The organism is Pseudomonas sp. REP124 (genome assembly GCF_020164475.1).
Taxonomy (GTDB): Bacteria; Pseudomonadota; Gammaproteobacteria; order Pseudomonadales; family Pseudomonadaceae; genus Aquipseudomonas.
The window spans coordinates 1-14440 of the sequence record NZ_JAIQWX010000150.1; the positions used below are offsets into that span (position 1 = coordinate 1).

A 14440-nucleotide genomic window follows, 5' to 3' on the forward strand; every position below is an offset into this window, starting at 1 on the left:
CAAATCAACTGTGGGAGCGAGCCTGCTCGCGATGTGGCCCTCAAGGGCGCCTCAACTCCGAGCGGTACTTGCATCTTCCCGCCCCCACCCTCATAAATCAGAACATGAACCTGCCCATCCCCGCCGACAGTGCCCTGAGCGGCTTCCACCCTGCCGTCAGCGCCTGGTTCAGCAACTCCTTCGCCACGGTCACCGCCGCCCAGGCCCGGGCGTGGCCGCTGATCCGCCAGCGCCGCTCGACCCTGATCGCCGCGCCCACCGGTTCCGGTAAAACCCTCACCGCATTTCTCGCCGTCATCGACAATCTGGTCCACCGCGGCCTGGAAAGCCCCGAAGGCCTGCCCGACCAGACCCTGGTGGTCTATGTCTCGCCGCTCAAGGCGTTGTCCAACGACATCCAGATCAACCTGCAAGACCCGCTGGCCGGCATCACCGAACAACTGCGCGTCCTGGGCCTGCCCGAACTGCGCATCACCACCGCCGTGCGCACCGGCGATACCCCGCAGAAAGAACGCTCGGCGATGCGCAAGACCGCGCCGCACATCCTGGTCACCACTCCCGAATCCCTCTACGTGCTGCTCGGCTCCGATTCCGGCCGGCAGATGCTCAAAACCACCCGTACGGTGATCGTCGACGAAATCCATGCCATCGCCGCCAGCAAACGCGGCAGCCACCTGGCCCTGAGCCTGGAACGCCTGCAGGCGTTGTGCGCCGAGCCGCTAGTGCGCATCGGCCTGTCGGCCACGCAAAAACCCATCGAGGCGGTGTCGCGCTTTCTGGTCGGGCGCGATCGCGACTGCGAGATCATCGACATCGGCCATGCCCGCCCCCGGGACCTGGGCATCGAAGTACCGCCGGTGCCGCTCTCGGCGGTGATGGCCAAGGATGTCTGGGAACTGGTCTACGACCGCCTCGCCGCTCTCGCCCGGGAACACCGCACCACGCTGATTTTCGTCAACACCCGCCGCCTCGCCGAGCGCCTGAGCCGCCACCTGAGCGAGCGCCTGGGCAAGGACGCCGTGGCCGCCCACCACGGCAGCCTGGCCAAGGAGTTTCGTCTGGACGCCGAGCAACGGCTCAAGCGCGGCGAGCTGCAAGTGCTGATCGCTACGGCCTCGCTGGAGCTGGGGATCGACATTGGCGACGTCGACCTGGTCTGTCAGATCGCCTCACCGCGTTCAATTGCCGGTTTTCTGCAACGGGTCGGCCGCTCCGGGCACCAGGTCGGCGGCACGCCCAAGGGCCGGCTGTTCGCCACCACCCGTGACGACCTGATCGAATGCGCGGCGCTGCTCGATTGTGTGCGCCGGGGCGAACTGGACACCCTGCAGATACCACAGGCGCCGCTGGACGTACTGGCGCAACAGATCATCGCCGAGGTGAGTTGCCAGGAATGGCCGGAGCAGGCGTTGCTGGAGCTGTTCCGCCAGGCCTCGCCCTACGCCGCGCTCGACGAAAAACACTATCAGGCCCTGCTGCACATGCTCGCCGAGGGCTACAACGGTCGCCAGGGCACCCGCAGCGCCTATCTGCATCGCGATGCCGTCAACCGCACCCTGCGTGGGCGACGCGGCAGCAAACTGGCGGCGGTGACCAGCGGCGGGACCATTCCGGACAACGCCGACTACAGCGTGCTGCTCGAACCCCAGGGCCTGAACATCGGCAGCGTCAACGAAGACTTCGCCGTGGAAAGCATCGCCGGTGACGTGTTCCAACTGGGCAATACCTCCTACCGCATCCTGCGGGTCGAAACCGGCAAGGTGCGGGTCGAGGACGCCCAGGGCCAGTCGCCGACCATTCCATTCTGGCTCGGTGAAGCGCCGGGGCGCAGTGCGGAACTGTCGTTCGCCGTCGCGCGCCTGCAGGCGCAACTCGATGAGCTGTTGGGCGACACGCCGGGCAATCTGCAACCGGCCCTCGACTGGCTGACCACGACCCTGGGCCTGAACTTCGCCAGCGCCGAACAACTGGTGGAATACCTGGCCCGCGCTCGCCAGACACTCGGTGCCCTGCCGTCTCAGGACACCTTGTTGATGGAGCGGTTTTTCGACGAGTCCGGCGGCACCCAACTGATTATCCACACACCCTTCGGCAGTCGCATCAATCGCGCCTGGGGCCTGGCCCTGCGCAAGCGTTTCTGCCGCACCTTCAATTTCGAATTACAGGCCGCCGCCAGTGAAGACGCCATCGTGCTGTCGCTGTCCACCAGCCACAGCTTTGAACTCGACGACGTCTGGCGCTATCTGCACAGCAACAGCGCCGAGCACATCCTGATCCAGGCCGTACTCGAGGCGCCGCTGTTCGGCGTGCGTTGGCGCTGGAATGCTGGAGTGGCGCTGGCCTTGCCGCGCTTCACCGGCGGGCGCAAGGTCGCACCGCAGATCCAGCGGATGAAAAGCGAGGACCTGATCGCCAGCGTGTTCCCCGATCAGATCGCCTGCGTGGAAAACCTCGCCGGTGAACGGGAGGTTCCCGATCATCCGCTGGTGGAACAAACCCTCGACGACTGCCTGCACGAAGCCATGGACAGCGAAGGCTGGCTGGCATTGTTGAGGCGCATGGAACGTGGCGAGGTGCGCCTGATCAGTCGCGATCTGCCGGCGCCCTCGCCGTTGGCCGCGGAGATTCTCAGCGCCCGCCCCTACACTTTTCTCGACGATGCACCGCTGGAAGAGCGCCGCACTCAAGCCGTGATCAACCGCCGCTGGAGCGACCCGCAATCCACCGACGACCTCGGTGCGCTGGACGCCGAGGCCATCGTCGCGGTGGGTGAGGAAGCCTGGCCGACACCCAACAGCGTCGACGAGATGCACGAAGCGCTGATGAGCCTGGCGTGCATCACCGAGACCGAGGCGCAGGCCAACCCGCACTGGGTCGATTGGTTGAAGGCGCTGGCCGACAGTGGCCGCGCCTGTCGTCTCGATCAAGGGTTATGGCTGGCCCGGGAGCGGCTGACCTGCCTGCTGGCGATTTATCCACAGGCCGCCGTGTGGCCGGCAGTGGATGCCTTGCCCGGTTTCGATGAGCCCTGGGAAAACGATGAAGCGGTGCTGGAAGTGATTCGCGCCCGGCTCAGCGCGTTCGCGCCGCTGTCCCTCGAAGCGATCGCCGGACCACTGGGATTACCGCCGGCACAGGTCATCCAGACACTGGCGCAACTGGAGCGCGAAGGGTACGTGTTGCGCGGTCGCTTCATCCCCGGCATCGAAGAGGAGCAATGGTGCAAGCGGCATTTGCTGGCGCGGATTCATCGCTACACGGTCAAGCGTCTGCGGCGGGAAATCGAGCCGGTGGCGCTGCAGGATTTCATGCGTTTTCTGTTTGACTGGCAGCATCTGTCCAGCGCCAGCCTGGGCCAGGGCAGCGCGGTGTTGCCATCGATCATTGCGCAGTTCGAGGGTTACCCAGCCGCCGCGTCCGCCTGGGACAGCGACATGTTGCCGGCGCGCATCAAGGACTATTCGGCCACTTGGCTCGATGACTTGTGTCGCAGCGGCAAGCTGGTCTGGACCCGACTGACCGCGCGCAACAAGAGCGCCAGCAGCGCCCTGCGCAATACGCCCATCGTGCTGCTGCCGCGCAACCGGGTCGGGCTGTGGAGCGATTTGACCGAGCAGACGCCGGTCAATGAGCTGTCGCCGAAAACGCAGAAAGTCTACGAAGCCCTGCGCCAGCACGGCGCGCTGTTTTTCGATGAGCTGACCCACGAAGCCCATGTGCTGCGCACCGAACTGGAAATCGCTTTGCAGGAACTGGTGGGCGCGGGGCTTGTGAACGCCGACAGCTTCGCCGGCCTGCGCGCGCTGATCACCCCGGCGAGCAAACGGCAGAATCGCAGCAGCCGTCGCGGGCGCGGGGCGTTTATCGGTGGCATGGACGATGCCGGGCGCTGGGCGTTGCTGCGACGTGGCGCGGGGACCGAGGATTCACGTCCGACCGCCTATTCACCCGAGACCCTGGAACACATCGCCATGACCTTGCTGCGTCGTTATGGCGTGGTGTTCTGGCGCTTGCTGGAACGGGAGGCGGACTGGTTGCCGAGCTGGCGCGAACTGTTGCGCACGTTCCATCGGCTGGAAGCCCGGGGCGAGATTCGTGGCGGGCGTTTTGTCAGTGGCCTGGCGGGGGAGCAATTCGCCCTGCCCGAAGCTATTCCGCTATTGCGCGAAGTGCGTCGCCGGCCCCATGACGGCAGTTTGATTGCGGTGTGCGGGGTTGATCCGCTGAACCTCGCGGGGACCTTGTTGCCCGGGGTGAAAGTACCGGCGTTGGCGAGCAATCGGCTGGTGTATCGGGATGGATTGCCGGCGGCTGCCGAAATTGCCGGCAAGCAGCAGTTTTGGCTGGAGCTGGATCAGCAGGGGATGGCTGAAGTGCGCAGCAAATTGATCCGGCATTGATGTTGACTGTGCTGACCTCATCGCGGGCAAGCCCTCTCCCACAGGTTTGCTGGTGTACACGTAATTTGTGATCACTGCAGATCTTTGTGGGAGCGGGCTTGCCCGCGATGAGGCCAGTACAGACGACAAATTACTGAGACCTAATCCCCTCCGGTATCAACACCGCCGAATGCCCCACCTCATCCACCCCATCCATCACCGGCTCAGCCCGCCTGGGCATCAAAACCTGCTGTGGATAAGTCTGCGCGAAATGCACCTCTGGATGGTTATCCACAAGCTTCTTCAATCGCTGGTTGAACGCCCGACTAACCGCATACTGCCCACCCGACACAGTCCGGAACTGCGCCGTCAGCACCACCCCGTTCAGATCCATCTTGTCGACCCCAAACACATCCAGCGGCCCCTGCAGGTTGTACTTGAGAAACGGATCGTTGCTGATCTCATGCCCCGCCTCGCGAATCAGTTCGATGGCCCGGTCGACATCGGTGTCGTAGGTGAACTGCACCGAAAAGAACGCATAGGCAAATTGCCGGGATTGGTTGGTCACCGCCTTGATCTGCCCGAACGGCACCGAATGCACGAAGCCCTTGCCGTCGCGCAGGCGCAGGGTGCGGATGGTCAGGCCTTCGACGGTGCCCGCGTGGCCGGAGTCGAGCACCACCCAGTCGCCGATGGACAGGGTGTCCTCGATGATGATGAACAGGCCGGTGATCACGTCCTGCACCAGTTGCTGGGAACCGAAACCGATTGCCAGCCCGATCACCCCGGCACCGGCCAGGAACGGCGCGACGTTGATCCCCAGGTTGGCCATGGTGGTGATCGCGCAAATCACCACCAGGACGATTTTGATCGCATTGCGCAGCAACGGCAGGATGGTCTTCACCCGCGTGCTGGGCTGACGCACCGAGCGTTTGTTGACCGGCGGTTTCAGGGCTTCCTGAATCGCCGTATCGAGCACCACCCAGACCATCCAGGTCACCAGGAAGATCAGGCCGATGTGGCTCAATGAATCACTGATCGCCCGGCCTACCGCATTGCCCACCGCAAACTCGAACAGCGACACCCCCCAGATTCGCCCGAGGATGTCGATGAAGACGATGGCCATGGCGATGCGCAGCAACGCGTGAGACAGACTCAGGAAACGCTCCTTGTAAGCGCTGCTGCGACGTACGTCTGACTGATTCCGCGATCTGAACAGGTGATGCAGCGTGGTACTGAGGAATACCCCGGCAATCAGCAATACGGTGGTGAACAGGGCGCTGCGCAAGACCTTCTGATTGTCATCACCGACGCCGATCAGGTTGATGATCGACACCAGCACCATCAGCAGAATCGGCCAGTTCCAGAGCCCGGAAAAAATCCGCAGGGTTTCGCGCAGGGCCGGCTTCGAACGACGCTGCGCCAACGGCAGGATCCGGATCAAATGAGCGACCGGCCGTCGCATGCGGATCACTAGCCAACCGAAAGCAATCGACGCCGTAAGCCCAGTGAACACCGCGATGCTGCTGGTGAGGTTGCCGCCCAATTGGTGGGCGATCTGCGGGCTCGTCAAGGCATCGCTCAGGGCAACGAGAAAGCCGATCCCGAACAGCGGTCGCGGGCTGTGCTGGCGGATGATCTGCACCGCGCGGCGCTTGTGGCCGGCGTTGAACAGCACCACCAGTGACATCACCAGGGAGGCGGCGAACACACCGCTGCTAGTGGCATAGGCGAAACACAACGCCAGGGCACGACCAGCGGAAATCGGCAGCCAGTGACTGGCATAAATCGTCAGTGGCAGGCTGATCACCGCCGGAATGCTGTAAGGCAGTACGTAACCCAGCAATGCCTGGCCACGCTCGCGGCTGAGCAGCAGGCGATGTCGGCACAGGCGTTCGGCCAGCGACTTGCCGAACATCCACAGCAGGCCGAAGACGCCCGCCCACACGGCGGTCAACAACAGGAAATCGCCGGACACGCTCCACGCCGAACGGGCCGACGGGCGATTGACCAGTTGATCCACCTCATCGGCGGCGCGGTCAGCGCGCAAACGCCAGGCGTCTAGAAGGTCTTCGTTGAGGTCCAGTTTCTCCTGTACCTCATCGAGACTGGAGCTGATAGCGCCCAGCAACCCGCCCTCCACCAGCGGTTGCGGATGCGCTGGCGGTGTCGCGGCCGGAACGCCAGGAATCGACGCGGCTTCCAGTTGCTCGCTGCCCAGAAACAGCAGCGCACCCAGTAATATCGCGGTCTTGAACTTGATCAAAGCACCCGCTCCCTTGGATGAGACTGTAAGGAACTGATCGATAAATGGGGGGCAAGTTCGCATTCCGCCTGGATATTTGATCGCTACGCAAATATCAAATGCCCATCCCTCTATTTTTCCGCACAACCCAAACCCCGACACTGCGCTCCATCGAATCAACCCACCGGAGTTGCAGCCATGCCCATTGCCTTGCTCGCGCTGACCCTCAGCGCCTTTGCCATCGGGACGACCGAGTTCGTCATCGTTGGCCTGTTACCCACCATCGGCGCCGACCTTGGGGTCAGCCTGCCGTCCGCCGGGCTGTTGGTCAGCCTGTATGCCTTGGGTGTCGCCATCGGCGCGCCGGTGCTGACCGCACTGACCGGCAAAGTCCCGCGCAAACTGCTGCTTTTGTCGCTGATGGTGCTGTTCACCCTCGGCAACCTGCTGGCCTGGAAAGCGCCGAGTTATGAGTCGCTGATCCTGGCGCGCATCGTTACAGGCCTTGCCCACGGGGTGTTTTTCTCGATCGGCTCGACCATCGCCACCAGTCTCGTGCCCAAGGAAAAAGCCGCCAGCGCGATCGCCATCATGTTCACCGGCCTGACCGTGGCGCTGGTCACCGGCGTGCCGCTGGGCACGTTCATCGGGCAGCATTTCGGCTGGCGTGAAACCTTCCTCGCGGTGTCGGCCCTGGGCGTGATCGCCTTTATCGGCAGCCTGCTCTACGTCCCGAAAAACATCGCCCACAGCAAACCCGCTTCGCTATTGCAGCAATTGCAGGTGCTCAAGCAACCTAGGCTGCTACTGGTGTACGCCATGACCGCCATCGGCTACGGCGGCTCGTTCATCGCCTTCACCTTCCTGGCGCCGATCCTTCAGGACCTCTCGGGCTTCAGCGCCAGCACCGTCAGCCTGGTGCTGCTGGTGTACGGCGTTTCGGTGGCGGTCGGCAACATTTGGGGTGGCAAACTGGCGGACAAACGCGGCCCGATCAGCGCCCTGAAAATCATCTTCGCCCTGCTCGCCGCCGTGCTGTTCACGCTGACCTTCACCGCCGGCAATCCATGGCTGGCGCTGGCCACCGTGCTGGTCTGGGGCGCCGTGGCATTCGGTAATGTACCGGGCCTGCAGGTGTATGTGGTGCGCCAGGCCGAACATCACACCCCGCGTGCGGTGGACGTGGCATCGGGCCTGAACATCGCCGCGTTCAACCTGGGTATCGCCGGCGGCGCCTGGGGCGGTGGTTTGATCGTCGCCCACATGGGCCTGATCCATACCGCGTGGATCGGTGGTCTGGTGGTGTTGGTGGCGCTGGCATTGACTGCATGGAGTGGGCGCCTGGACCGGTTGGGGCCGGTATACGCCGAGTCCTCGACCCGCGTGATCACCGGTCACTGATTCACCGCGCTTCACTGTAGGAGCGAATTTATTCGCGATGGAGGTACAGACACCGCGGGCATTCAGACAGCCCGCGTTATCGTTGACGACCATCGCGAGCATGCTCGCTCCTACAGGGGGCAAGTCGTTTTACCGTCCGTAGTCCCACCGAAACTTTCCCCGCCACCTCACAGTCAGCAAAGAAATGGGGCATTCGGACGGGAGGCGACATGGCGGCGATTCATATTGGTATTTCAGGCTGGCGCTACACGCCCTGGCGGGGGGATTTCTACCCAAAGGGGTTGCCGCAGAAACGCGAGTTGCAATTCGCGTCGCGGGCCGTCAACAGCATCGAAATCAATGGATCGTTTTATGCCCTGCAACGGCCTGAACGCTACGCCCAGTGGTACGGCGATACGCCCCTGCACTTCGTGTTCAGCGTCAAGGCCCCGCGGTTCATCACCCACATCAAACGCCTGCGCGATATCCATAAACCTCTGGCAAATTTCTTCGCATCCGGTGTGCTGGAACTCAGGGAAAAACTCGGCCCGATCCTCTGGCAGTTTCCGCCCAACTTCAAATTCGATGCCGAACTGTTCGAGAGCTTTCTCGAGCAATTGCCCCACAACACCGAACAGGCCGCCACCCTGGCCCGTCAGCACGATTCACACTTGAAAGGCCACGCGAGCCAGAAGGCCTACAAAAAGAAGCCGGTGCGCCACGCGGTGGAAATCCGCAATGACAGCTTCATCGACCCCGCCTTCGTCCGTCTGCTCAAGCGCTACAACACCGCTCTGGTGATTGCCGACACCGCCGGCAGATGGCCCTATCGCGAAGACATCACCAGCGACTTCGTCTACCTGCGCCTGCACGGTGCCGAAGAGCTCTACGCCAGCGGTTACACACCGCAGGCCTTGAAGCGCTGGGGCGAAAGGATCGAAGCCTGGCACAACGGCCGGCAACCGAGTGACCCGCAGTTGATCGCGCCCCGGGAGAAACCCAGGGTGCGCAAATCCCGTGAAGTGTTTTGCTATTTCGATAACGACATCAAGGTCCGCGCGCCCTTCGATGCCCGTCGTCTGCTGGAGCATTTTGACCTCGACCAACACCTGGCCACCGCCCCCGGTGAGCCTGTTGCCGAAGGAGCGCTGCCATGACGATTCCCGAGCCGGTCGGCGTCACTGATGAGCAGGCCTCCGTCGACACTACGGTGCACCGCTTCACGGTGCTGACGGTCAACACCCACAAGGGATTCACCGCGCTGAACCGGCGTTTCATCCTGCCGGAACTGCGCGAAGCCGTGCGCAGTGTCTCGGCCGATGTAGTTTTTTTGCAGGAAGTCCACGGCACCCACGAACAGCATCCCAAGCGCTACGACAATTGGCCGGTGGTTCCGCAATATGAATTTCTCGCCGACACTCTGTGGCCGCAGTTCGCCTATGGGCGCAATGCGGTCTATCCGGCGGGCGATCACGGCAACGCGCTGCTGTCGAAATTTCAGATCGTGCGCCATGAGAATCTCGATGTATCCATCAGCGGTCACGAGAACCGTGGCCTGCTGCATTGCGTGCTGCGCATGCCTGGCGACGGCCCGGAAGTGCATGCGATCTGCGTTCATCTGGGCCTGCGCGAAAGCCATCGCAATGCCCAACTCAAGTTGCTCGCGCGACGGTTGCGCGAACTTTCAGACGATGCCCCCGTCATCATCGCCGGCGATTTCAACGACTGGCGCCAGCGCGCCGATGCCCTGCTCACGCCCCACGGTTTGCGCGAGGTATTCGCCGAGCAGCACGGCAAACCAGCTCGCAGTTTCCCCGCCCGCTTGCCGGTGCTGCGCCTGGACCGAATCTACGTACGCAACCTCAAAGCCACGCTTGCACGAGTGCTGACCACCCGTCCCTGGTCGCACCTTTCGGACCACGCCCCTCTGTCGGTGGAGATCGAACTATGAGCACCTCGCCCATGGAAAAAACCGCCATGGAATCTATTGCCTCACCGCCGGCGAATGAACCGGCAGCGGTCGATGTCGAATACCGCTGGCAAGGCAACAACCGCGTCGAATTGCTTGAAAACGGCGAGGCCTATTTCCCAAGGGTGTTCGAGGCCATGCGTCAGGCCAAGACCGAGATCCTTCTGGAAACCTTCATCGTGTTCGAGGACAAGGTCGGCGAAGAACTGAAAACCGTCCTAATCGAAGCGGCCCAGCGCGGTGTGCGCGTCACCGCCAGCTTCGACGGGTTCGGTTGCGGCGAGCTGAGCACTGGTTATCTCACTGCTCTAAGCGGCGCGGGCGTGCATCTTCAGATGTTCGACCCGGCCCCCAAGCGCCTGGGCATCCGCACCAACTGGTTCCGTCGGCTGCACCGCAAGATCGTGGTGGTGGACGGCACCATCGCCTTCATCGGCGGGATCAACTTTTCCGGCGACCATCTGGCCGACTTCGGCCCCGAAGCCAAGCAGGACTATTCAGTGGAAATCCAGGGCCCGGCAGTGGCCGACATCCACCACTTCGCTCTGCTGCAATGTGGGCGTCCGGCACGGGCCAAATACTGGTGGCAACGGCGTCGGCAGCGCCGCTCGGAACTGGTCATCAATGATTGCGATGGACAGGTGCGCCTGGTGTATCGCGACAACGCCGAACACACGACCGACATCGAGGAGATTTACCGTCAGGTCTTGCGCACCGCGCAACGCCGCGTGGTGATCGCCAACGCCTATTTTTTCCCGGGCTACAGACTGCTGCGCGAGATCCGCAACGCCTCGCGCCGTGGCGTCGATGTGCGCCTGATCCTGCAAGGTCAACCCGACGTTCTGGTGGCCAAACTCGCCGCGCGCATGACCTACGACTACCTGCTCAGGTCCGGAGTAAAAATCTACGAATACTGTGATCGGCCGCTGCACGGCAAGGTCGCGCTGGTGGACGAAGACTGGAGCACCGTGGGTTCGAGCAATCTCGATCCGTTGAGCCTGTCGATGAATCTGGAAGCCAACGTGCTGATCCGCGATCGCGCGTTCAATCGCGACCTGTTCGAGCGGCTGGAAGAGCTCAGCGAAAACCACTGCAAGCTGATGTCGGTCGACACCGCTCCGCGCGGACGAATCTGGCACATGACCGTGGGCTTTCTGGTGTTCCACTTCCTGCGCCATTTCCCGGCAATGGCCGGTTGGCTGCCGGCACATAAACCGCGCCTGAAGACTTACACCTCACCGACCGGGAGCGATCAGCATGAGCCGAAGTGACGCCCAGGCGACAGCCCACGCCGAACACCCGGCCAAGTCACGTTTCAGCCGCTGGAAACGACCGCTGACGATGCTGTTTTTCCTGGCGCTGATCGTGCTGTTGACGATGTTCGCCTCACGCATCGAATGGGCGGAAGTGCTGCACACGCTGACCGAATTCAAGATGCGTACCCTGCTCATCGCCGCCGGGCTGACCCTGACCAGTTTTCTGGTCTACGCCTGTTTCGACCTGATCGGGCGCACCTACATCCGCCAGGACCTGACGTGGAAACAGATCCTGCCGGTGGGGATCATCAGCTACGCCTTCAACCTCAACCTCAGTGCCTGGGTCGGCGGCATCGCCATGCGTTATCGGCTGTATTCGCGGCTCGGTGTGAGCAAGAGCAACATCGCGAAAATCCTCGGATTGAGCCTTGCGACCAACTGGTTCGGCTACATGCTGATCGCCGGTGCGATCTTCAGCAGCGGGCTCGTGCGCATGCCGCCCGGCTGGAAGCTGAGCAGCGATGCGCTGCAAGGGGTCGGAGTGTTGTTGCTGCTGGTGAGCGCGGGGTATCTGGCGGCGTGCCAGTTTTCCAAGCGGCGCGAATGGGCGATTCGCGGCGTGGAAATCAACCTGCCCTCGTTGCGCATGGCGATCCTGCAACTGGGTCTTGGCGCACTGAACTGGTCGTTGATGGCGGCGGTGATCTTCACCCTGCTACCGAGCAAACTCGATTACCCGTTGGTGCTGGGCGTGTTGCTGATCAGCGCCATCGCCGGGGTCATCACCCACATCCCGGCGGGGCTCGGGGTGCTGGAAGCAGTGTTCGTGGCGTTGCTGCAACACGAGGTATCGCGCGGGAGTCTGGTAGCGGGATTGCTGGCTTATCGGGCGATTTATTTTCTGTTGCCGTTGTTGATCACGCTGGTGATGTATCTGGTGGTAGAGGCCAAGGCGAAGTCGTTGCGGATTGCCAAGCCCAAGTGAGTTGCGGTGTCTGGGCGGGCCTCTTCGCGGGCAAGCCTCGCTCCTACAGTTTCCGAGTCGATCACGAAATTTGTGTCCGCTGAAGTCCCTTGTAGGAGCGAGGCTTGCCCGCGAAGAGGCCCGCAAGAAAACCACATCACCTGGATTGAATAATGCTCAACCGCTCCCCAACCACCATCTCCGTGATCCAGTCCACCAGAATCGAGGTATAAGCCTGCTGCGAAACCGGATCACTCAACGCATGATCAGCCCCATCAATGATTCGGTGCGTCAGCGAATGCGTCTGCTGGCACGCTGCGCGGTAACTCATGATCGTCGCGTGGGGCACGAAATCATCGGTCTCCGATTGGACCAGCAACACATCCCCGGTGAATTGCGAACAGGCATGCAGCGCCCGATTGCTGTCGGCGCGCACCAGCGTGCTGCGGTAATCGCGCAAGTCGAGCTTGTCCAGGTCGCGCTTGGGCGTGTGCCATTGATCGTCGCGATACAGCGCCGGCACCCTCAATGCGAGCCAACGCACCGGGCGCAACGAAGTGAGGATCGAGGCCAGGTAACCGCCATAACTGGTGCCCACCACGGCAATCGCCGAGGTATCTAGTGCCGGATGCGCGAGCAGGCGGTCATAGGCCGCCAGCAAGTCGCGCAGGTTGTCTTCGCGGGTGACCCGGGTCAGCGGAATGCCGGTGCCGCCGGTATGGCCGCGCAGGTCGAAGGTCAGGCACACGCAGCCAAGGCCGGCAATGCCCTTGGCCCTCTCCAGGTCCCGCTCCTGACTTCCGCCCCAGCCGTGCACGAACAGCACGCCAGGGACTTTCGATTTGGGACTGAGAAAGGTCCCGCTCATCTGTTCATCATCAATGTCGATTTGAATGCTTTCGCTTCTAGCCGTCATGGGATTTGACCGTCACATACTTGAGGAGGAATTCACTATTTTCCGCAGGTCCGCGATACACCTCGATGGCGTGCGCCGGCAACGGCTGATCGATGTAGGTCTCCACGGAAGACACCCGGATCGCGCGCATCTGCGGGTCGTTGACGAAGCTCTGCAAGGCCGCGACTTCCGCGCTGCTGGCCCCGCCCATGCGCCAGGATTGTTCGAGCACACCGCTGCGCTGCTTGCCGTTACTGTCGATGCCTTGGGCGATGTCGTAGTTGCGTCGCGAGGCATAGAAACCCGGATAGGCTTCATCTGCCGCACTGTCGAACACCTGGGCCTGCTGGATGGCCAGGCGCACGTCTTCGGGCAGGTCGAGCTTCAACAATTCATCGTAGCCACCCTGCACCACCATCAGATTGGAACCGCCGTAAACCTCTTCGCCCTCGGCGTCCTCGGTCAGGTATTGATCACCGCAGTAGCTGAGCATCTTGTCGCCGAAAAAACTCTGGCCGACGCTGTGGGTGACCACTTTGTCGAGGTCCTGCTCGAGCACCACGCCTTCGGTGAACAGGGTTTTGGCTTCGGGGCGGGCGAGTATCTCGTCGAACTGGTCGAGGCTTGCGATCACTTCCTGTCCGCGACCGGCGCAGGCGTGAATCGGCTTGAGGCGGATCGGGCCGGTGTACAGCAGATGCTCCGCCGCTGGTCGCGCGTCCTCCAGGGAAAACACGCTGAGACCGTCGAGCACGACACTGCGCACTCGCTCGGAAAACAGCGGCGCCCAACCGGGTGGTGCATGGGCCTGATGGCTGCGCAAGCCGTGGGTGATGGCTTTGGTGCAGATGAAATCATGCTCGACGTAGCCGCCCCACAGATCCTCCGGGCCTTTGACCGCCAGTTCTCGCGCGGCGGTCTCGCCCACCAGAGTCTGGGTCGGCAGCACGTACAGATCCTTGCCGCGATGCTGCTGAGGATCGAAGCTCCCGCCGAACCTGAGCCCAAGAATCTGCGCCAGCCACTTGGCCAGGGCGCGGTTGGTTTCCACTTCATGCAGCGGTGCTTCGGGCCGCACCGAATGGGCGACCACCAGCTTTCTGGCGTTTGGTGGGGTCATGCATCCCCCTTCAATCGGCGCTAGATGAATGTAGCGTGAGGGGTGCAGGGATCAGGCCAATCGAGGTTGTGGAGAAAGGCTTTTCAAATCAGATGATTGGGGAATGGGTGATGGCATGGGGCCTGTTTGATTCTGCACGAGGGCGCGCGCAGATCTGGCATTTTGCACGATTCAACGCCATGCGCTGATCCAATGTGGGAGCGGGCTTGCTCGCGAATGCGGTGTGTCAGTG

General features: G+C 62.4%; 9 protein-coding genes. 6 read left to right on the top strand and 3 right to left on the bottom strand.

Annotated elements, in window-relative coordinates; translation table 11 throughout:
* The first annotated feature begins 104 nt into the window (after positions 1-104).
* Positions 105-4400: a DEAD/DEAH box helicase gene (locus K9857_RS25360; protein ID WP_224540491.1), complete on the top strand. Its 4296-nt coding sequence runs from the start codon at positions 105-107 to the stop codon at positions 4398-4400.
* A 130-nt stretch (positions 4401-4530) separates the two neighbouring features.
* On the opposite strand, the gene K9857_RS25365 is transcribed toward K9857_RS25360, so the two are convergent.
* Positions 4531-6645: a mechanosensitive ion channel family protein gene (locus K9857_RS25365; protein WP_224540493.1), complete on the bottom strand. Its 2115-nt coding sequence runs from the start codon at positions 6643-6645 to the stop codon at positions 4531-4533.
* Between the two features lie 177 nt (positions 6646-6822).
* Here K9857_RS25365 and K9857_RS25370 point away from each other — a divergent pair, with 177 nt between their 5' ends.
* The 5 genes from K9857_RS25370 to K9857_RS25390 all read left to right on the top strand — a co-directional run bounded on the left by K9857_RS25370 (position 6823) and on the right by K9857_RS25390 (position 12214).
* Positions 6823-8025 (top strand): MFS transporter, encoded by a 1203-nt coding sequence (locus K9857_RS25370; protein ID WP_224540495.1) that lies wholly within the window; start codon positions 6823-6825, stop codon positions 8023-8025.
* Between the two features lie 209 nt (positions 8026-8234).
* Positions 8235-9161 carry a DUF72 domain-containing protein gene (locus K9857_RS25375; RefSeq protein WP_224540497.1) on the top strand — a complete coding sequence of 309 codons (927 nt, stop codon included), beginning with the start codon at positions 8235-8237 and terminating at the stop codon, positions 9159-9161.
* Entirely contained in the window at positions 9158-9955 is a 798-nt protein-coding gene (locus K9857_RS25380) for an endonuclease/exonuclease/phosphatase family protein (protein WP_224540499.1), read from the top strand. The genes K9857_RS25375 and K9857_RS25380 overlap by 4 nt, the downstream gene beginning before the upstream one ends.
* Positions 9952-11244 carry a cardiolipin synthase ClsB gene (clsB, locus tag K9857_RS25385; protein ID WP_224540501.1) on the top strand — a complete coding sequence of 431 codons (1293 nt, stop codon included), beginning with the start codon at positions 9952-9954 and terminating at the stop codon, positions 11242-11244. The genes K9857_RS25380 and clsB overlap by 4 nt, the downstream gene beginning before the upstream one ends.
* The gene (locus tag K9857_RS25390; RefSeq protein ID WP_224540504.1) at positions 11231-12214 is read left to right on the top strand and encodes a lysylphosphatidylglycerol synthase domain-containing protein; all 984 of its coding nucleotides are present in this window, start codon (positions 11231-11233) and stop codon (positions 12212-12214) included. Before clsB ends, K9857_RS25390 begins: the two co-directional genes overlap by 14 nt.
* 136 nt (positions 12215-12350) lie before the next feature.
* Here K9857_RS25390 and K9857_RS25395 read toward each other — a convergent pair whose 3' ends face one another.
* Positions 12351-13109 carry an alpha/beta hydrolase family protein gene (locus K9857_RS25395; protein ID WP_224540506.1) on the bottom strand — a complete coding sequence of 253 codons (759 nt, stop codon included), beginning with the start codon at positions 13107-13109 and terminating at the stop codon, positions 12351-12353.
* Positions 13099-14208 (bottom strand): DUF3182 family protein, encoded by a 1110-nt coding sequence (locus K9857_RS25400; protein WP_224540508.1) that lies wholly within the window; start codon positions 14206-14208, stop codon positions 13099-13101. Before K9857_RS25400 ends, K9857_RS25395 begins: the two co-directional genes overlap by 11 nt.
* Positions 14209-14440 lie beyond the last annotated feature (232 nt).